This is a genomic window from Shewanella zhangzhouensis (genome assembly GCF_019457615.1).
Taxonomy (GTDB): Bacteria; Pseudomonadota; Gammaproteobacteria; order Enterobacterales; family Shewanellaceae; genus Shewanella; species Shewanella zhangzhouensis.
Genome location: NZ_CP080414.1, coordinates 277,501 through 298,413, shown reverse-complemented (window position 1 = coordinate 298,413; position 20,913 = coordinate 277,501). Strand labels below are relative to the sequence as shown.

Sequence of the window (20,913 nt, the reverse complement as noted above, 5' to 3'; positions counted from 1 at the left end):
AGGCTGAGCTACCTCTCCTGCATCTTATCTTGGCAACAATTGAATGGGACGCTCGCTGGATTTTATCCAGCTGCGGTTGTCAGAATGGGCATAGTCCATCACATGGGTATCTACAGGAAGGTTGTCACCCAAGTTGCTCATTCCTTCAAAGTCAGCATAGTTCTTGTGTGTGTGCTCGGTAAGATATCGATCACCGACTACCTGATATAAATTGAGCACTCTGTCATGGAAAACCACGCAATCATCCGTTAACAGCGTATCCCAGGTTGAGGGCATACACTTACCATAACGACCAGTCTCCATATTGTACATGTAGCGTCGGATCACCAAGTGGCCGCTTTCGTTAATCTGCCATTTACCAGAATCTATGGTGTACTCCATAAAATTGAGTACACCATCTGTGTCCTTATCTTTGCCTTTAACAACGTCGGCGGTTCCATCGGCTTTCAGTTCAAGCCAGAAGAACTCCTGTGGATTATTGTTGCCCCACCCATAATCATAGATACCCGGCACTGAGTTGGGCTCCCAGCCCGCTACGTCTTTTTTCAAAAAGTAGCCATGATCTACAAGCTGAGTATTTTCTTGCACCACATTCACTTTATTTGGCTTTAAAAGATTCAGAAATGCATATTCTAAAGCAATATCTTTGCTTTCTTCGGTTGCTTGCACTTTCAACATACCGCGATCGTCAACAGAATATTGGCCGGCAACTTCTTCATAATGCACGCTTCCATCACTACTGAACAGAGGCAGGCTGAGTGTGGCCTCGCTGTTCTCGCCAATAGTCAGGTTCACTTTTTTACGATGAAACCCAACTTGTCTCTCTGTCGCATTTTCTATACCGACAATAGTCTGTGGCACACTGATGGAGTAACTTGCACCCACCTCTATCAGTGCTTGGGCATTAGCCAATCCAAGATCTTTAACCGCATTAAAGCTCTGAATTGGATAAATGAAGGTTGAATCGGCATACTCCCCGTTTGGATAATGCGTTAATTCAGTATCTTGTTGCAGCAATTGGGCGCTGGTTTCCTGGTTATACAACCATTTGATCAAGGTACTTTTAATAAACACTTGTCGCTGAACCTGCTTTCCATCTTTAAAATCCCAATAATGGTGTTTCAGCAGTCCATTGCCAGGATAGGTCAGTGCCAGCCCGGCTTCAGTCACACTCCAGGTTAATGCAGCGCTGTCAAACTCGCGAAACATTTGGCCTTTGCCATCTGCGGTTAACACCAGACGTTGACCATCATCAAAATAATAGCTGCTGGCCAGGATATCTTCGGCGACGGCGGCAGTTACAGCAGCAGGATCTTCAAATACCGCGGCTTGGGCCTGTTCATAAACCTGCGGGAACTTTTGCTGCACTTTGTTGAGATATTCCCTCGCCTTTGTCTCGTCATTGACCAAAGCATCTGTATCGGTAAAGCCATCAGGTAATGCCAGCTCAGGGTAAGTTGACGCATAGTCGATGACCAGCTTTATGATGGTCGCCAAGGGCAGCAGTTCCTCACCATTTTGGTGCTTCAGTGCATTATCAAAGCTTTCTTTGGTTGTGATGGTCTCATCGCCATTAGCTCTCTTCATCAGTGCATGCAATGCGGTGCTCAGGTGGGTCACATTCACACCAAGGGCTTCATCCGCAGTTAACACACCATCGGCACCTGCTGTGGTCAGCAGAGTTGATATATCACCAAGTAAAGATATCAACTTTACTTTGGAGTCAGTCTCAGGTCCGACGGCTATGATATTAAGTAGGCTATCTTCATACTCATCATCTACTTCAACCGCAATCGAATAGCGTCCCTGATTATCAGCAACGCCTGCAAATGCTTGATCTCCTACAGTGATGACCACTTTGGCATTGGCAATTGGCCCATCAGTCACAACCCCTTCCAAGGTGAGCTCCAATATTTTGGGCGTAATGGTTATCTTGACATCCTGAGATGCTGACGCCCCCTTGTTGTCGGTCACCTTAACTGTAAATACCAGTATTTGCGCATCGGTAACTGCTGGGGCCACGAAAGTAAGAGTTGAAGAGTCAGTGCTGTTTAAAGTGACTGCAGAACCCGACTTTTGACTCCACTGGTAACTTTGAATGGTACCGTCACTATCGCTGGCTTCTGCACTGATAGTAACGCTGGCTCCTTCCTGTACACTGGTATCTGATACGGCGACGGTAGGAGCCTTGTTTGCTACTTCGACGTTTTGCTCTGAATTACTGTCACCACCGCCACACGCAGATAGGACTGACACTACGAGGGTTGCGACAATTGATTTTTTATAAGTATTTAATGTCAACACAAAACGCTCCTTAAGTGCCAGTTTGAAAGCCAGCACAATGATATCTTCCGGATACCGGTCCTTATTGTTACTGGCGCGTTGCTATTAAAAGAAACATGCGCCAGTAAAAATCCCGCACGAATGTTATTCATTTTAATATTTTTTGTAAATCAAAGATTAAGATTAAGAGTCTGCTTATTAAGTTGTATAGGGTACGTCTATAAATAAAAGTAAAAGCAGTAGAGTACATTGGGTGCTTAGTGCTTATCCCTGGCCATCAGTGGCGCAATACGAATAGGAAATAGAAACTGGCGGTCCGGTTATCTTTGATGAAAACGCACAATAAAAATCCACCTGAAAACGGCTTTTGTACTGCATTATGTTACATGCCCACCTGGCAGACTAATCGGCCGTTATGACAATCGGGTTCAGCCGCGATTGTTAGCCCTTGCCCGGTGGAGTGAACGCGCCTCTGCTGCCAGAATCTGTATGATTCTTAGACCAGCGCTATTCATCAACCTCGATCACGCTAGGAATAGGTGGATGTAAAGCGAAACAGGCAACCGCTGTCTCTTGAGTTAACTCGACACTGTCATCATGCTAACCAAATGATTTTAAAGGCCTGTTGATTTGATGATTCGGGATGGGGAGAGCGCCGTCCATCCCCACATCCGGGCAGCGTGAAACCATTTGCGAGGCCGGAGAAAAATAGACATACTGGAAGTTAAACGCGCGTTTAACACCGATTTAACGCCGATAAAGATAACAAACAAGATGGAAGTAGCGATGCAAGCCACTATCAAGACTCCTGTAGAGATGCTCGACCATTGGGTGCAAACCCAGGGTGACAAGGTTTACTTGCGCCAGCCGGTAAACGGCCAATACCGTGACTTCAGTTGGCGGGATGTGAAACGCCAGATGGAGCAAATTGCCGGCTCACTCAGGCATCTTGGCCTGGTGCCCGGAGACAAGGTCGCCGTGCTGTCCAAGAACTGCGCCGAGTGGTTTATTACCGATCTGGCGTTAATGCACGGCGGTTATATCAGCGTACCCATCTACCCCACTGCCAATGCCGATACCATCCGCTACGTGCTGGAGCACAGCGGTGCCAAGGCCATTTTTATCGGTAAGCTGGACCACTGGGCCGAGCAGGAAGCCGGTGTTGGCGGCAGTATTTTGCGCATGTCTTTCCCCTACGACACCATGCCGACCCAATATGGCTGGGACCAGTTGATGACGATGGGGCAACCGCTGACAGACGCGCCGCTGCCTGCCATGGAAGATACCATGACGCTGATTTACACCTCGGGCTCCACCGGCAGCCCCAAGGGTGCCATTCAAACCTTTGGCAGCTATTGCTGGACCTGTACCGCGGTGGTGCGCGATCTCAAGACCGACGGTGACGATAGATTGCTTTCATACCTGCCACTGGCCCATATCACCGAGCGGGTTGCCATCGAAGGTTCATCTTTCTATTCCGGCAGCGCCGTGGCCTTTGTCGAGAGCCTGGATACCTTCGTCGCCGACGTGCAGCGCATGCGCCCAACCGTATTCTTCTCGGTGCCACGTCTGTGGACCCTGTTTCAGAAAAACATTATCGACAAGGTGGGCTTCGATAAGCTCAATTTCCTGCTCAAGCTGCCCCTCATCAGCTATCTGGTAAAACGCAAAATTCACAAGGGACTTGGCTTGGATAAGTGTCGCCTGCTGGGTTCGGGCTCTGCGCCAATCCCGCCATCACTCATTCAGTGGTACCACAGCATCGGGCTGAACATCTGTGAGGCCTGGGGCATGACCGAAAACTGTGCCTACTCCATCATCAATTATCCCTTTGATGAGCGCAAAATCGGCACCGTGGGTAAGCCCGTGGAAGGCTGTCTGGTGCGTCGCAGCGAAAGTGGTGAACTCATGGTCAAGAGTCCCGGACTGATGAGCGGTTACTACCAGCAGCCCGAAGCCTCGGCTGCCGCCTTCGATGAAGATGGTTTCTTCCATACCGGCGATCTCTGTGCCATCGATGAAGATGGCTGTGTCAGCATCACGGGCCGGGTGAAAGACAACTTCAAAACCGCCAAGGGTAAATACGTGGCGCCTGTGCCCATCGAGCGCAAGCTCGCTCAGGACCCTCATGTGGAGCTGATTTGTGTGATTGGCTCTGGCCTGCCTCACCCCATAGCACTGGTGCAGCTGTCAGACGGTGCCACCCTGCAAGCCCGGGAAGAGGTTCGCACTTCCATCAAGGCCACCCTGGATGCCGTGAATCCTCATCTGGAATCACACGAAACCGTGGATGCCGTGGTGGTGGTTAACGCGCCCTGGACCATTGAAAACGACGTGCTCACCCCAACGCTGAAAATCAAGCGCCATGTGCTGGAAGCCAGATACAGCGCCAAGGTCGATGGTGTGCGTGGCGCAAAGGTGGTGTGGGAAGACGAGATCTGAGTCGCCGCCACCAGCCACAAAGAGACAAGCCCGCATCAGCGGGCTTTTTTACGCCTTTCAAGCCTCAGTCAGAAGCATGATTTACGCCAAACGGTTAAGCAATTGAGCAAAGCCCCTGCAATATGTAGATGTTAAGCCGCCGAATTTGCTTGGCACAGGTCAAAAAAAAAGCGAGCTTTATCTTAACTCAACACAGGGATGGAGCTGATGCGTGACTGCAATTGATGTTGTTACCGTAACTGAGTTCCCCGCACTTAAGCGGGCCAAACACGTCACCGGAAGCCAGTACCGCTTCCACACCATGATTAAGCCAAGTGGTGCCCAGTGCAACCTCGACTGCCGCTACTGTTTTTACCTGCACAAAGAGCAGCTCCTGGGTCAACCCAAGCGACCGCGCATGGATGATGAGGTACTCGAGCAGCACATTCGGCAGTATATTCAGGCCCAAACCGGCGATCGGGTGGTATTCAGCTGGCAGGGAGGCGAACCCACTCTGATGGGGCTTCACTTCTTTCGCCGAGTCGTTGCCCTGCAACAAAAATATGCCCGTCCCGGGCTCAAAATTGAAAACGATCTACAAACCAACGGCACCCTGCTGGACGAAGACTGGTGTGCGTTTCTCAAGCAGCACAAATTCCTGGTTGGCCTGTCTATCGATGGCCCCGAACAGTTCCACGACCTGCACAGGTACAGCAAAACCGGCGGCAAGACTTTTGCTGCCGTGGTGCGTGCCGCCCGCCTGCTGCATGCCCATCAAATTCCCTTCAGCGCCCTGTGCGTGATAAACCGCGACAACGCCGAATACCCGCTGGAGGTTTATCGCTTCCTGCGCGATGAAATCACCCCCCGGCTGATTCAGTTTATTCCCGGCATGGAAAAAGCCGACTTTGTCAGCGCTGCCCCGGGCAGTTGGGATAAGGCCCGCCTGCCAAGGGAGGATGCGCCCGAGGCACTGCCGGGGAACCCCGGCTCCGCTGTGGCCGACTGGTCGGTGGCGCCGCTGCAGTGGGGGCGTTTTCTCACCCGGGTGTGGGACGAATGGCTTGCCAAGGATTATGGCAAGGTATTTGTGGATCAGTTTGAAAATGTGCTGTCGATGATCACCGGCCAAGGCTCGCAGCAATGTGTGACCAGTCAGGTGTGCGGCAAAGCCATGGCGTTGGAGCACAATGGCGATCTCTACAGCTGCGATCACTTTGTGTATCCAGAATATCGCCTTGGCAATATCCGTACCGAGCATCAGGGCGATCTCGCCTTCAGCGAACGCCAGCAAGCCTTTGGTTACGCCAAATCCGCCAATTTACCGGCCAAGTGTAAGCAATGCGCCTATCTTAAATTGTGCTGGGGCCATTGCCCCAAAGACAGATTCTTAAAAACCACAGACAACGAGCCGGGGCTGCATTACCTCTGCCAGGGTCTGACACTGTTTTATCGCCATGTGATTCAGGAATGTGATCGTTTGTCCGGCTGAACAGCTGGATTGGATTTATCAACACGCAAGGAGCAGGTAATGAAGTTAAAACATTTGGCAGCGGCCATAGGTATGGGAATAGCCTCCCACAGTTATGCCGCCGAGCAGCCCAATATCGTCGTCATCTTTGGCGACGATGTGGGTTGGCAGAACGTCAGTGCATACGGCATGGGTACCATGGGCTACCTAACACCCAACCTCGACAGCATTGGTAACTCAGGGATCCGCTTTACCGACCACTATGCCCAGCCCAGCTCCACTGCGGGACGGGCAGCCTTTATCACCGGCCAATACCCCATTCGCAGCGGTATGACCACGGTCGCCATGCCGGGCGGCGCGCTGGGCCTCAAGGCCGAGTCACCGTCATTGGCTGAGGTGTTGAAAAAAGCCGGCTACGCCACCGGACAGTTCGGTAAAAACCATTTGGGCGACCATAACTTCGCCCTGCCCACAGTACATGGTTTTGATGAGTTCTTCGGTAACCTTTACCACCTCAACACCCAGGAAGAACACGAGCAGCGCGATTATCAGAACTTCGCCAAGGCCTATTCCGGTTCGATGGAAGCCTATCACAAGAAATTTGGCACCCGCGGAGTGCTCCACTGCTACGCCACAGATAAAGCCGACAACACCAAGGATCCGCGCTTTGGCGTGGTCGGTAAGCAGCGCTGTGAGGATACGGGACCTCTGGGGCAAGAGCGGCAAAAGGAATTTGACCGCAATGAGATGCTGCCAACCGCCCTTAAGTTTATCGACAAGGCGGTAAAGGAAGACAAACCCTTCTTCGCCTGGGTTAACACCAGTCGCATGCACCTCTACACCCGCCTGAACGATAAATGGCGTTACGCCGCAGAAAACATCTCGTCTGACTACGACATGTACGGCAGCGGTATGATGCAGCACGACGATGACATCGGATTCCTGCTCAAGGAGCTGGAATCTCGAGGCCTGAAGGACAACACCATCATCGTTTACAGCACAGACAATGGCCCTGAGCATTCCTCCTGGCCCCACGGTGGCACAACCCCCTTCCGGGGCGAGAAGATGACCACCTATGAGGGTGGTGTTCGTGTGCCCACCATGGTCAGCTGGCCCGGTAAGATCCCATCGGGGCAAGTGCTTAACGGTATTCAGGGCCATCAGGATCTCTTCACGACTCTGGCCGCCGCAGCGGGCATACCCGATGTGAACCAGCGTATGCTGAAAGAGAAAAAGCAGTACATCGACGGCGTAAACAACCTCGATTATTGGACCGGCAAGAGCGCCAAGTCGGCCCGCGACCATATTCTCTACTACTTTGAAGGCCAGCTGTCAGCAGTGCGTCTCGGGCCGTGGAAGTTCCACTTTGCCATTGCCGAGCACTACTACGACAACCTGCTGCCACTTGCCAAGCCCAAGGTGTATAACCTGAGGGCTGACCCCTTCGAGAGCTACGACTCGGTCGACTCCAACGGCCATCTGGCACAGAAGGTCTCCTGGATGCTGGCACCTGTGAGTGAAATCATTCAGCAGCACGTCGAAAGCCTGGTGAAATACCCACCAACCCAGGGTGGCACTACCTTCGATATGACCAAGACCATCGAAGATGCGATGAAAAAAACCCAGCAGTAAATAGCTGGTATTCACCCACAAAAAAGCTCGCCGGATGGCGAGCTTTTTATTGCCTGCTGAGTAGAACTCAGTATTGCTGCTGTTTGGTAGCCAGCGCCGCTGTCACCTGCTTGATGGCGGTGCCACCCAGCACATCGCGCTTTGCCAGGCATTCATCCAGGCTGAGGTGCGGATACACATCATCGCCAATTACGGCGGCAAAGGATTGCAGCTCGGCCAGTGGCAGGGCTTCCAGCGCCTGTCCCTTGCTGATGGCATGCAGCACCACCTCGCCCACCACATGGTGCGCCTCACGGAAAGGCATGCCCTTGGCAACCAGATAGTCGGCAAGCTCGGTGGCGTTGGCGTAACCCGCCTGGGCCGCCTGCTTGGCGTTGTCACGGTTTACCTTCACACCTTCCAGCACCAGCGCTGCCATATCGAGACAAATACCCCAGCTGTCCAGGGTATCGAACAGGCCTTCTTTGTCTTCCTGCATGTCCTTGTTGTAGGCCAGTGGCAGCGCCTTCATGGTGGTGAGAATGCCCATCAGATTGCCGTAGACGCGGCCGGTTTTACCCCGGATAAGCTCAAGCGCATCGGGGTTTTTCTTCTGTGGCATCAGGGACGAGCCCGAAGTGACGTTATCGGCCAGCTCCACAAAAGCGGCTTCACCCGTGTTGAAGAAAATCAGATCTTCCGCCAACCGCGACAGGTGCATCATAGACAGTGACGCGGCGGCGCAGAGCTCCACCACATGGTCACGATCGGAGACCGCATCCAGACTGTTGAGGGTCGGTCCGCCAAAGCCCAACGCGGCGGCCAGTGCATGGCGGTCGATGGCATAGGCAGTGCCCGCCAGCGCCCCCGAGCCCAGCGGGCAGGTGTTAAGGCGCTTCAAAGCATCGGCAAGACGGGACAAGTCCCGCTCCAGCATTTCCACATAAGCCAGGCACCAGTGACCAAAGGTCACAGGCTGTGCCCGCTGCAGGTGGGTGTAACCGGGCATCACGGCGTCCAGCTCACGGCTTGCCAGCGCCAGCAGGGCCTGAACCACGGCGGTAAGCTTGGTTTCCAGCAGGCCGCCAGAGGCCTTGCACCAGAGCTTGAGGTCGGTGGCCACCTGGTCGTTACGGGAACGGCCGGTATGCAGTTTTTTACCGAGGTCGCCGACCTTTTCAATCAGTTTGGTTTCCACAAAGCTGTGAATGTCTTCGGCGCCGCTGCCGATGATGGCCGACTCATCCTCGCCCACTTCTTCAAGCAGCTCATAAAGGGCAGCCTTTAGGCGGCTGCATTCATCGGCATTCAAAATGCCCACGCTGGCAATGGCATCGGCCCAGGCGATGGAGCCTTCCACGTCCTGGACGAACAGTCGGTAATCTACCGGCAGTGAATCGTTAAAGAGTTGGAACAGGGCACTGGCTTGCCCCTGAAATCTGCCGCCCCACAAGGCCATAGCAATTCTCCTTCTGCCCGGGCGCGCCCGGAACTAAAAATGAATGGGGGCCAAAACAGGCCCCCTGACTGACAAGGCGGCTTACTTGGTGTTGTAAGCGCGGATACGGCTCGCCAGCGAGTAGAGACGGATAAAACCTTCGGCGTGTTTCTGATCGTACACGCTGTCCTGACCGAAGGTGGCAAAGGCTTCTGAGTAGAGGCTGTTGGGTGAACGCTTCTTCACAGGCACTGCCTGCCCCTTGTAGAGCTTAACCACTACCTCACCGTTGACCATGGTCGCCAGCGACTCGGAGGCAGCCAGCAGAGAGTCACACAGAGGGGTGAACCAACGGCCGTCGTACACCAGGTGTGCCATACGGGCGGCAACCTGCTCACGCCATTCACGGCTACTCTTGTCAAGCACCAGCTCTTCCACCGCGCGCAGGGCAGCAAACATCACGGTACCGCCGGGGGTTTCGTAGCAGCCGCGGGACTTCATGCCCACCAGGCGGTTTTCGGTAATGTCGATACGGCCAACGCCGTGGGGTGCGGCAATGGCGTTAAGCTTCATCAGCGCCTGATATGGGCTCAGGGCCTCGCCATTCACCTCGGTCACCCGGGCATTTTCAATCTTGAGGGTCACGTACTCAGGCTCGTCGGGCGCATCCAGCGGATCCACGGTCATGGTCCATACCTGCTTGGAAGGCTCGTTCCACGGGTCTTCCAGCTCACCACCTTCGTGGGAGATGTGCCAGGCGTTGGCATCACGGCTGTAAATCTTGGTGGCAGAGGCCGAGGTCTTGATGTTGCGCTCGGCGAGATACGCCAGCAGATCTTCACGGCTTTCCATGTCCCACTCACGCCATGGGGCAATCACTTTCAGGTCGGGGGCCAGCGCAGCGAAACAGCCTTCGAAACGCACCTGGTCGTTACCCTTGCCGGTACAGCCGTGGCACAGGGCATCGGCGCCCACTTTGCGGGCCACTTCTACCTGCGCCTTGGCAATGATAGGACGGGCCATGGAGGTACCCAGCAGGTAAGTGCCTTCGTAAATGGCACCAGTCGCTATGGTGGGGTAGATGTAGTCTTTAACAAATTCTTCTTTCAGGTCAACTATGTGACACTCACTCGCGCCTGAGGCAAGGGCCTTTTCGGTCAGGCCCACCAGCTCTTCTTCACCCTGACCCACGTCGGCGCAGAAGGCGACGATTTCGCAGTTATCATAGTTTTCTTTCAGCCACGGAATGATGGCCGAGGTGTCCAGACCGCCTGAATAGGCCAGTACTACTTTCTTGACGCCGGTTTTGCTGTTTTCGATTGCCATAACTGTTTCCCAAGAGGCGCGTGGGGCGCCGTTGACTCAATAGATTGAATTTATCCGAGCAGTGTGACCAACACTGCGTTTTGTGCGTGCATGCGGTTCTCGGCCTGATCCAGAATGAGGGAACCTTCACCGTCCATCACTTCATCGGTCACTTCCAGGCCGCGGTGTGCAGGCAGACAGTGCATAAAATAGCTGGCTCCGGCCTTGTCCATCAGCGCCTTGTTCACCTGATAAGGCGCAAACTTGGCCTTGATGTCAGTCAGCGCCGTGTTGTCGCCCATGGAGATCCAGGTATCAGTGTAGACGGCATCGTGGCCTTCTATCGCATTGATATCAGAAGTTAACACCAGTTTGCCACCGTGGGTCGCAGCTATTTGCTGTGCCTGCTGCACCTCAAAGCCATCGGGGAAGTGCCCTGGTGGGCAGATCACCGTCATGGTGGCCCCGAGCAAGGCGGCGCCGTACATCAGTGAGTGACTGACGTTGTTGCCATCACCGACGTAGGCCAAACGTACCTTGGACAGGTCGTCAAACTTTTCGGCCAGACTCAGAAAATCCGCCAGCCCCTGACAGGGATGGTAGAGGTCCGACAGGGCATTGATCACCGGCACCCGACCATATTTGGCAAGACCTTCCACGGTTTCGTGGGCAAAGGTACGCGCCACTATGGCATCGGCCCAGCAAGACAGGTTGGAGGCAAAGTCTTTTACCGACTCGCGCTTGCCCAGTGCACCATTTTGCTGATCCAGATACAGGCAGTGACCACCGAGCTTGTTGATACCGATGTCGAAGCTGACGCGGGTACGCAGAGAAGGCTTTTCAAACAGCATTACCACACTCTTGCCCGCCAGCGCGCGGGAGTATTTGGCCGGGTCGGCCTTGATCTCCTTTGCCAGAGTCAGCAGATCCAACATCTGCTTTTGCGTCAGTTCTTTTATCGATATCAAATGCTTCATATATTACTCCTGAGGTTGTATCTGTGTGCCCACGGCCTCACCCTTGATTAATGCCGCCATTTGGCCGCTGTCACGCCACGAGGCAACCTGTACCGGTTGTCCCAGCCACTGGGCAACTTCCAGTGCTGCTTCTACTTTGACTTTCATGCCTTTTTCGATCACGCCCAGTTTGACCAGCTCGTCTATCTCCTGGCTGTTCAAACTGGGGATTAACTTACCTTTACCGTCGAGCACGCCTGATACGTCGGACAGGAGCACCAGTTTGCCGCCAAGGAGCTTGGCCAGCACTGAGGCCGCCTGGTCGGCATTGACGTTGAGCAGCTCACCTTCATCGCTCATGGCGATGGAGCTGATAATCGGCAGCCAGCCCTGGGCGAGAATAAATTCCAGTGCCTTGGCATCTTTGGGGCTTACTTCACCGACCATGCCCAGGCGCTCATCTTTAATGACCGCAGTCACCATGTTGGCATCACACAGGCTCATACCCATGCTCAACACACCGGCTTTGGCCGCCGCGCCCTGAAGCAACTTGTTGGAGGTACCCGCCAGCGCACCGGCGATAATGGGCATCTGCTCGGCAGGGGTAACCCGCAGACCTTCCAGCTTGACGGTTTCCATGCCATTGGCTTTGAGCTGCTCGTCAACCAGGCAACCGCCACCGTGCACCAGCACAACCTGCTCGCCTTTTTCCAGCAGCTGTCTGGCCGTGTCCATCAGCCTGGCCATGCCCATTTCGCACTGCAGCAGGGCACCGCCCACTTTGAGAACCAATACTTTGTTAGTTACTGACATTCCGATGCTCCCGCCTTAAACGCCAAAATGAATTTTTATGCATTGAAGTGCCTGACTGGCAGCGCCCTTCATCAAATTGTCGATGGCACTGGCAACCACCAGGTAGCCGCTGTCTTCGTCAAACTTCCAACCCAGGTGACAATTGGGGGTGAATACCACATCGTCCACCTTGGGGAACTGGCCTTCTTTCACCGTCACTATGGGGCTCTGGTCATACACGCTGTAGGCCTTGGCAACATCTTCACGGCGGGTACCCGGCTTTAACTGCACCGTGATGGTGGCCAGAATGCCGCGCTTAAAATTGCCCAGATGCGGTGTGAAAATCACTTCCTGACCCAGCTGGGTGGCAATTTCCGGTTGATGTCTGTGGCCCAGCACGCCATAGGGCGTCAGGCTTACTTCACAAAAGCTGGTGTGCAGCTGTGCCTTGCGGCCAGCGCCGGTCACACCGCTGACGGCGTTAATCACCGGACGCGCGTCGGTCAGCATGGCTTTGAGGGGTTTCAAAGCAGTGAGCGAGGCAGTTGGATAGCAGCCCGGCACGGCAATCATACGGGTCGCCGCCACGGCATCGGCATTCCACTCGGCGAGGCCATACACAGCCTTGGCCAGCACTTCGGGATGGCTGTGCTCAAATCCGTACCACTTGGGATACTGAGCCGTATCGGCAAAGCGGTAGGCACCGCTCAAATCAAACACGGCCAGGCCTTTTTCATAGAAATAGGCGGCAAGTTCCAGTGACACTGAATGTTCGGTGGCAAGGGCAACCGCGTCTGCCTCAGCAACTATGGCGTCTTTGGCTTCAGCGGTCAGGGGTGACAGACAATATTTCAGATGGCTGTACACCGGATACAGAGAGGACAGAGGCTTACCTTTGTCGGCACTGCCTTCAGACACATAAAGGCCCTGGACTTGCAGGTGCGGCTCAGCATCAATAAGGGCTGTGAGCTGCGCGCCTGTGTAGCCGCTGGCACCAATAATGGCGATCTTTTTCATGATTTCCTGACTCATTAAAATTTGTTCAAACAGATAGTTGGATTGAATTACCTGAAATAGGGTTAGCAGCCCGGCATGACGCCCTGTGCAATCAGCTATCGTCGCAGGAAGTGAGGATGTGCAAACACTGTCTTGAAGTTAATGTTTAATTCAACCATATACTCATTCATCTCGAGGCCTTGGCTATGGTGCTGGTCCCAGCTGTTTGCTAGACTAACACAACTCTTTAATTATGCAATATGCATGAATATCTATTTCAAGGAATTTTGTGGTGAAAGTCATTCCAGATCTCAAGAGTCGTTTCTCCTCGCTCATTTATGCACCATCTATCAGTGCAACCGAACCACAACTGGATATGAGTAACCATTCAGTTATCGCCCTGCTGAACGACTGGTTTTCGGATCTGGGATTTGACTGTCAAGTAACAAAGGTAGCAGGCACCCGCGACAAACGGAATTTGCTGGCCAAAATCGGCAGCGGTGAAGGCGGCCTGCTGTTGGCAGGACATACTGACACAGTACCCTTTGATGAAGGTCGCTGGAGCCAGGATCCTTTTGTGCTGACCGAAAAGGACAATCGTTGGTACGGCCTGGGCAGCTGCGATATGAAAGGTTTTTTTGCACTTATCCTCGAGGCGGTGAAGGATTTGCCCCTGAATACACTGCAAAAGCCGCTGTACATCTTTGCCAGCGCCGATGAAGAAACCACCATGGAAGGCGCCAAAGCATTTGCGGCCAATACCGGCATTCGCCCGGAATACGCCATCATTGGCGAACCCACAGGCCTTAAGCCCGTGTATATGCACAAGGGCCATCTGGCGCAGGGGATACGCATCACCGGGCGCAGCGGCCATTCATCCGATCCCGCCCGAGGCCTCAATGCCATCGAAATCATGCACAAAGTAATAGGGCAACTGCTGAAGCTCAAACAACACCTGGCCGACAATTACCGCGAAGACGCCTTCAGCGTGCCCTATCCCACCATGAACTTTGGCCATATCCACGGCGGCGATGCTGCCAACCGGATCTGTGGCTGCTGTGATTTGCATCTGGATATTCGGCCACTGCCGGGCCTGGCGCTGGACGATTTAGAGCTGATGCTGATCAACTACCTGCAGGACATTAATCGCGACTATCCCGGTGCGGTGGAGATCCGAACCCTCTATCCGGGCAGCGAAGCCTTTGCCGGGGTAAAAGACAGCGCCTGGACCCAACTGGTGGAGAGCCTCTCGGGTCAGCAGGCCGAAGTGGTGAACTACGCCACCGAAGCCCCGTACATCAATAAACTAGGCTGCCAGACGCTGGTGCTGGGGCCGGGAAGCATCAATCAGGCCCATCAGCCCGATGAATATATGGCAATGGATCAGCTAAAACCCACGGTAGAATTATTGAAACAGTTGATCCATAAGGCCTGTATTCAATAAACCTTAAACCGATATCGAAAATGCCACAATTGGACTGACCAATTGACCTTGCTCGGTTGACCCCGAACGCAGGGCTGTTTATTGTGCTTGAACGGCTTTGGCTGACAACCCGTGAATAGTAATCCCGCAAGTGGAGATACCATGACAGACGTAAAGGGTACCGAGAAAGTAACAGACATGTACGCTCAGCTCAGGGCGAACGTGGGCATGATGGGACAAATCCTGGGCGACACCATGAAAGAGCATATGGGTGAAGCCTTTCTGGATAAGGTTGAGCAAATCCGCCTGCTTGCCAAGGGCAGCCGCAGCGGCGATGACGAGGCAAGGGCAAAAATGCTGGCCCTGCTCGGACAACTGCCAGACGAAGAGCTGGTCCCCTTCGCCAAAGCCTTTAACCAGTTTCTGAACCTGGCCAACATAGCCGAGCAATTCCACACCATCAGCCGTAACTGTGACGAGCTGGTGTGTGTACCGGATCCCGTTGAGCAGCTCCTTGGCAGAATGCTTGGCAGCCAGGTCGATAAAAAGGAAATGCTCGCCACCCTCAAGGCGCTGGACATAGATCTGGTGCTGACGGCCCACCCGACTGAAATCAGCCGCCGCACCCTCATTCAAAAATACTCGGCTATCGTCGATTGCCTGCAGGACTTGGAAAACCCGCAGCTCACCGAGCGCGAGCACAAGAGCCAAACCCTCAGGTTGCGCCAATTGATTGCGCAAATCTGGCACACCAATGAAATTCGCCGTGAACGCCCTACCCCGGTTGACGAAGCCCGCTGGGGGCTGTCTACCATAGAGACGTCCCTGTGGCATGCGGTTCCCGACTTTCTGCGTCAGCTGAACGATCAGGTGGAAGAAGCCACCGGCACCCAGATCCCCACCGACATGGCACCGGTGCGTTTTTCCAGCTGGATGGGTGGCGACCGTGATGGCAACCCGTTCGTTACAGCCAAGGTCACCGCCGAGGTATTGGACCGCAATCGCCACACCGCCGCACGCCTGTATCTGAAAGATGTGGTGGAGCTGGTCGGCGAGCTGTCGATGGAAGAAGCCAACGCCGAACTCATGGCCTACAGCAATAACTCCTGCGAACCATACAGGGACGTACTGCGGAGCCTGCGCCGCAAACTGCGCAACACCATCGACTTCCTCAACGCCCGCCTCGAAGGCCACAACCCTGAAGTGGCCCGTGATGAGATTATCTGGGAACAGCAGGATTTGGAGAAACCGCTCAAATTGCTGTACCAAAGCCTGTGTGACTCGGGCATGCGCCTGATTGCCAATGGCCGTTTGCTGGATATGCTGCGCCGTCTGGCCTGTTTCGGCATCCACATGCTGAGGCTGGATATTCGTCAGGACGCCGGCCGCCACAAAGCCGCCATTGCCGAGCTGACCCGTTACCTTGGCCTTGGGGACTACTCACACTGGAGCGAGGCCGAAAAGCAAGCCTTCCTGCTGAAGGAGCTCAGTGGCCGCAGGCCGCTGATCCCAGGCAACTGGAAGCCTTCTGACGAGGTTGCTGAAGTACTGGCGACCTGCCGTCTGGTGGGCACGCAGCCGCAGCAAGCCCTGGGGTCTTATGTCATCTCCATGGCGAGCCTGCCATCGGATGTACTGGCGGTATTGCTGCTGCTCAAAGAGTCGGGCTGCAACTACCCCATCCGTGTGGTCCCCCTGTTTGAAACCCTCGATGACCTGAACAACGCCGCCGATTGTATTACCGCACTGTTGGATATCGACTGGTATCGCGGTTACACCAAGGGCATGCAGGAAGTGATGATTGGTTACTCCGACTCTGCCAAAGATGCCGGGGTGATGGCAGCGGCCTGGGCACAGTACCGAGCTCAGGAGCAATTGGTGAAGGTATGCAACAAGGCCGGCGTGAAGCTAACCCTATTCCACGGCCGCGGTGGCACCATTGGTCGCGGCGGCGGCCCTGCCCACAAGGCCATTCTGTCGCAACCACCCGGCAGCGTCGACGGTCGGATTCGGGTCACAGAGCAGGGCGAAATGATCCGCTTTAAGTTCGGTCTGCCCAAGCTCGCAGTTCAGTCACTGGCGCTCTATACCTCTGCGGTACTGGAAGCGACCCTGCTGCCACCGCCCGAGCCGAGGCAGGAATGGCGTAATGCCATGCAGCGCATTGCCGATGAATCGGTAGAGGCATATCGCGGCATAGTGCGTCAGGAGCCTGACTTTGTGCCTTACTTCCGCGCAGCAACGCCTGAGGTAGAACTGGGTAAGCTGCCACTGGGCAGTCGTCCTGCCAAACGTCGTGTCGATGGTGGTATCGAGAGCCTGCGTGCCATTCCCTGGATTTTTGCCTGGTCGCAAAACCGCTTGATGTTGCCTGCCTGGCTTGGTGCCGGTGAAGCACTGAAAGCCGCAGCCGATCGTGGTGAACTTGGCCTGCTGCGGGAAATGGAGCGGGACTGGCCCTTCTTCAACACCCGCATCTCCATGCTGGAGATGGTGTACAGCAAGGCAGAGCCGAATTTGGCCCGCTACTACGAGCAGTGTCTGGTGCCCGAGCAGCTGCATCACCTGGGGGTTACCCTGCGTGAACGTCTGGCGCTCGGTGTGGACGCCGTGTTGGCGCTGACAGGAGAAGATAGTCTGATGGCCCACACGCCCTGGAACCGTGAATCCGTTCGGCTCAGAAACCCCTATATCGACCCGCTGAACTTCCTGCAGGCGGAACTTCTCGGCCGTACCCGTCGTGAAGAAACGCCATCGGAATCGGTGCAGCTGGCACTGATGCTCACCATCGCCGGTGTGGCAGCGGGCATGAGGAACACCGGATGATCCGCCTGCTGGCGGTGTCTGCGCTGTTGTTGCTGTCTGGCTGTGTGAGCCAGTACAGCATCAGTGAGCGGGAAATGGCATCCTACCTCAATAAAGAGATTGGCCTTGAGGTGAAAGACAACTCGGGCCCACTGGGCGCCTGGGTGTCGGTAAACCAAATAGAGGTCAAGCTTGGGCACAAGGCGGACACCATGGCGGTGACGGCAACCAGTCTGGCCGAGGTGAAAACGCCGCTCATTCCGCTGCGGGCAACTCTCACCACCACCTTTGAAGCCAAGCCCTGGTACGACAAACAAGCCCACGGTGTGTACCTGAGGGACTTGCAATTGGTGGATGTGAGTGCCAATCCCTCAGAGCTGAAACGCCTGTTGCAGGACCTGGCGCCGGAGCTGATGCGGGTGGTCAGAGGCTTCCTCGAGAGCCAACCTGTTTACGTGCTGGATACCGAAGATGCGACTCAGGCGAAACTGGCCGAAATGACCGAGCGGATCACGGTGAAACCCGGCAAACTGGTGCTGGAATTCACGCCCTGATAGCAGCCTCAACCACAAATAAAACGCGGCCCTTAAGCCGCGTTTTTATTTGGTTAAATCATTACTTGGGATAACGACTGATGGAGCTGTAATCCACAATCACGGCTTCACCATTAAGTTCACGGCGCAGCATGTCATAGGCCACCGCAGCACTGACCTTACGCACCATGTCCCGGGATCGCCGCGGCAACTTCACCATCTGGCTGTATACCCCGCCCTTGGTGGCAAGTGCAATCGCTACAGTACCCACTGGCTTTTCCTCTGTGCCACCATCCGGGCCAGCAATGCCACTGGTCGCCAGCGCGTAGTCACTGTCCAAAATAGCGCGGGCGCCCCTGGCCATCTCCTCAACAGTTTGGATAGATACGGCACCGTAGTCATCCAATGTCTGGGGCGATACCCCAAGCACCCTGACCTTGGACTCATTACTGTAAGTCACCAACCCCTGATGCAAATAAGAAGAGCTGCCGGGAAAGCCAACCAACTGACTGGTGATAAGGCCACCGGTGCATGACTCAGCCACACTGAGGCTCATACCTGAGTTGTGCAGTCTGGCGTGGATCTCCTCCTCCAGCGAGGTACGGTTTTCCGCAACCACCACATTACCCAGCCGCGCGGCTATTTCGTCGGTCACGGTCTCCAGCGCCTTAATTGCCTCGATGCCACGGGCAAACACCTTAATTTCGATATAAGGCATAAAGGAGCGGTAGCCCAGGGTAATACCCGCAGGCAAGGTCATGGCCTCGAGCTCATCCGCTAATGAGGATTCACCACGGCCCAGGGTCAGCAACTTGCGTAGCGCAACCTGACTGCCGGCATCGAAGGTCTGTTTCACAAAGGTAAGGAACTGCTCTTCTACCATTTGCTTGAATTCAAACGGCACACCTGGGGTGAAGAACAGCCAGGCGCGATTGAGTTTGACCCTGAAGCCACAGGCAGTCCCGACCGGGTTATCCACCATTACAGCTGATTCGGGCAGCCAAGCCTGCTTGATATTGCTTTTTGGCATTTCACGGCCGTGACGGGTGAACCAATCGTGTAAACGTTCGGCCCACTCTGCGTTCTCTACCAGGGATTCTCCCTTGGCTTTGGCCATGGCTTCTGCTGACATATCATCAGAGGTTGGTCCAAGGCCACCATTCACCAGGATCACATCAGCATGGAGACTACGCTCCTGAAACACCGCCACCAGATCCTCAAGCCGGTCACCCACAGTGACCCGGCGCTGTACCTCAATACCGTTTTCCATCATCAGATTGGCAAACCAGGCGGCATTGGTATCCACTATCTGTCCTGCCAGCACCTCTTCACCGGTGCAAATCATCTCAAGCTTCATGCCCGCTCCTTCGATATAAGTTGGCTATAAGGTAGGGAAGCGGAGAAGTCATAGCAATAGCCCGGTAGGGTATCTGAAGTATTAAATTAGCGGAGGCTGTAAAGCTTTGTGGAAACCGTAATCATCGCTGCAGAATTGTGCGACGCAGAAAGCAAAAAGGCCACCCTATCGGGTGGCCTCTTCGACTTATTAGGCGCTTGGCAATGACCTACTCTCACATGGGGAGACCCCACACTACCATCGGCGCGATTGCGTTTCACTTCTGAGTTCGGAATGGGATCAGGTGGTTCCACAATGCTATTGTCACCAAGCAAATTCGTTATGCCCCCGCTTCTCAGCAAGAACATGCAATTTAGAAAGCTGTTTGAGTTATCACTTCAATCAAGTCTGGTTTCTTCAAGACTATCTACACCATCTGAAACCCATCTGGGTTGTATGGTTAAGCCGCACGAGTCATTAGTACAGGTTAGCTCAACGCCTCACAACGCTTACACACCCTGCCTATCAACGTCCTGGTCTCGGACGGCTCTTCAGTGGACTCAAGGTCCAAGGGAAGACTCATCTTGGGGCTCGCTTCCCGCTTAGATGCTTTCAGCGGTTATCGATTCCGAACGTAGCTACCGGGCAATGCCATTGGCATGACAACCCGAACACCAGCGGTTCGTTCACTCCGGTCCTCTCGTACTAGGAGCAACCCCCCTCAATCTTCCAACGCCCACGGCAGATAGGGACCGAACTGTCTCACGACGTTCTGAACCCAGCTCGCGTACCACTTTAAATGGCGAACAGCCATACCCTTGGGACCGACTTCAGCCCCAGGATGTGATGAGCCGACATCGAGGTGCCAAACACCGCCGTCGATATGAACTCTTGGGCGGTATCAGCCTGTTATCCCCGGAGTACCTTTTATCCGTTGAGCGATGGCCCTTCCATGCAGAACCACCGGATCACTATGACCTACTTTCGTACCTGCTCGACGTGTCTGTCTCGCAGTTAAGCTGGCTTGTGCCATTACACTAACCACACGATGTCCGACCGTGTTTAGCCAACCTTCGTGCTCCTCCGTTACTCTTTGGGAGGAGACCGCCCCAGTCAAACTACCCACCAGGCACTGTCCCTAGTCCAGATTCATGGACCGAGGTTAGAACACCAACACTACAAGGGTGGTATTTCAAGGTTGACTCCACGAGAACTGGCGTTCCCGCTTCAAAGTCTCCCACCTATCCTACACATGTAGGGTCAATGTTCAGTGCCAAGCTATAGTAAAGGTTCACGGGGTCTTTCCGTCTAGCCGCGGGTATACGGCATCTTCACCGCAATTTCAACTTCACTGAGTCTCGGCTGGAGACAGCGTGGCCATCATTACGCCATTCGTGCAGGTCGGAACTTACCCGACAAGGAATTTCGCTACCTTAGGACCGTTATAGTTACGGCCGCCGTTTACCGGGGCTTCGATCATGAGCTTCTCTTGCGATAACCCAATCAATTAACCTTCCGGCACCGGGCAGGCGTCACACCGTAT

13 protein-coding genes and 2 rRNA genes (1 of these 15 only partly in view) are annotated in these 20,913 nt (G+C 54.4%); 6 read left to right on the top strand and 9 right to left on the bottom strand.

From position 1 onward, the window contains the following. Positions 1-24: 24 nt before the first annotated feature. A complete protein-coding gene (locus K0H63_RS01395; RefSeq protein ID WP_220066399.1) occupies positions 25-2,340 on the bottom strand; it encodes a PKD domain-containing protein in 2,316 nt (771 codons plus the stop codon). 729 nt (positions 2,341-3,069) lie between these two features. On the opposite strand from K0H63_RS01395, the gene K0H63_RS01390 reads away from it, so the two are divergent. The 3 genes from K0H63_RS01390 to K0H63_RS01380 all read left to right on the top strand — a co-directional run bounded on the left by K0H63_RS01390 (position 3,070) and on the right by K0H63_RS01380 (position 7,807). Further along, positions 3,070-4,725: an AMP-binding protein gene (locus K0H63_RS01390; RefSeq protein WP_220066398.1), complete on the top strand. Its 1,656-nt coding sequence runs from the start codon at positions 3,070-3,072 to the stop codon at positions 4,723-4,725. 211 nt (positions 4,726-4,936) lie between these two features. Then, a complete protein-coding gene (locus K0H63_RS01385) occupies positions 4,937-6,196 on the top strand; it encodes an anaerobic sulfatase maturase (protein WP_220066397.1) in 1,260 nt (419 codons plus the stop codon). A 39-nt stretch (positions 6,197-6,235) separates the two neighbouring features. Next, the gene (locus K0H63_RS01380; protein ID WP_220066396.1) at positions 6,236-7,807 is read left to right on the top strand and encodes an arylsulfatase; all 1,572 of its coding nucleotides are present in this window, start codon (positions 6,236-6,238) and stop codon (positions 7,805-7,807) included. 67 nt (positions 7,808-7,874) lie between these two features. Here the strand turns inward: K0H63_RS01380 and argH are convergent, their stop codons facing one another. The 5 genes from argH to argC form a co-directional block, all read right to left on the bottom strand. Next, a complete protein-coding gene (gene argH / locus K0H63_RS01375) occupies positions 7,875-9,245 on the bottom strand; it encodes an argininosuccinate lyase (RefSeq protein ID WP_220066395.1) in 1,371 nt (456 codons plus the stop codon). Positions 9,246-9,326: 81 nt separating this feature from the next. After that, positions 9,327-10,550, bottom strand: coding sequence for an argininosuccinate synthase (locus tag K0H63_RS01370; RefSeq protein WP_011758380.1), 1,224 nt, complete (start codon positions 10,548-10,550; stop codon positions 9,327-9,329). A gap of 50 nt (positions 10,551-10,600) precedes the next feature. Continuing rightward, entirely contained in the window at positions 10,601-11,506 is a 906-nt protein-coding gene (locus K0H63_RS01365) for an ornithine carbamoyltransferase (RefSeq protein ID WP_220066394.1), read from the bottom strand. 3 nt (positions 11,507-11,509) lie between these two features. Then, a complete protein-coding gene (gene argB, locus K0H63_RS01360) occupies positions 11,510-12,298 on the bottom strand; it encodes an acetylglutamate kinase (RefSeq protein WP_220066393.1) in 789 nt (262 codons plus the stop codon). 15 nt (positions 12,299-12,313) lie between these two features. Then, positions 12,314-13,294 carry an N-acetyl-gamma-glutamyl-phosphate reductase gene (argC, locus tag K0H63_RS01355; RefSeq protein ID WP_220066392.1) on the bottom strand — a complete coding sequence of 327 codons (981 nt, stop codon included), beginning with the start codon at positions 13,292-13,294 and terminating at the stop codon, positions 12,314-12,316. Positions 13,295-13,565: 271 nt separating this feature from the next. Between argC and argE the strand changes: the two genes are divergently transcribed. The 3 genes from argE (at position 13,566) to K0H63_RS01340 (ending at position 18,055) form a co-directional block, all read left to right on the top strand. Continuing rightward, positions 13,566-14,717, top strand: coding sequence for an acetylornithine deacetylase (gene argE, locus K0H63_RS01350; RefSeq protein WP_220066391.1), 1,152 nt, complete (start codon positions 13,566-13,568; stop codon positions 14,715-14,717). A 141-nt stretch (positions 14,718-14,858) separates the two neighbouring features. Beyond that, positions 14,859-17,522 (top strand): phosphoenolpyruvate carboxylase, encoded by a 2,664-nt coding sequence (ppc, locus tag K0H63_RS01345; protein ID WP_220066390.1) that lies wholly within the window; start codon positions 14,859-14,861, stop codon positions 17,520-17,522. Further along, positions 17,519-18,055: a YceB family lipoprotein gene (locus K0H63_RS01340; RefSeq protein WP_220066389.1), complete on the top strand. Its 537-nt coding sequence runs from the start codon at positions 17,519-17,521 to the stop codon at positions 18,053-18,055. Before ppc ends, K0H63_RS01340 begins: the two co-directional genes overlap by 4 nt. A gap of 61 nt (positions 18,056-18,116) precedes the next feature. On the opposite strand, the gene K0H63_RS01335 is transcribed toward K0H63_RS01340, so the two are convergent. The 3 genes from K0H63_RS01335 to K0H63_RS01325 form a co-directional block, all read right to left on the bottom strand. Beyond that, positions 18,117-19,391 carry a CinA family nicotinamide mononucleotide deamidase-related protein gene (locus tag K0H63_RS01335; RefSeq protein ID WP_220066388.1) on the bottom strand — a complete coding sequence of 425 codons (1,275 nt, stop codon included), beginning with the start codon at positions 19,389-19,391 and terminating at the stop codon, positions 18,117-18,119. A gap of 195 nt (positions 19,392-19,586) precedes the next feature. After that, positions 19,587-19,702 (bottom strand): 5S ribosomal RNA (gene rrf, locus K0H63_RS01330). Between the two features lie 124 nt (positions 19,703-19,826). Further along, positions 19,827-20,913, bottom strand: a 23S ribosomal RNA gene (locus tag K0H63_RS01325) (it continues 1,807 nt past the right edge of the window).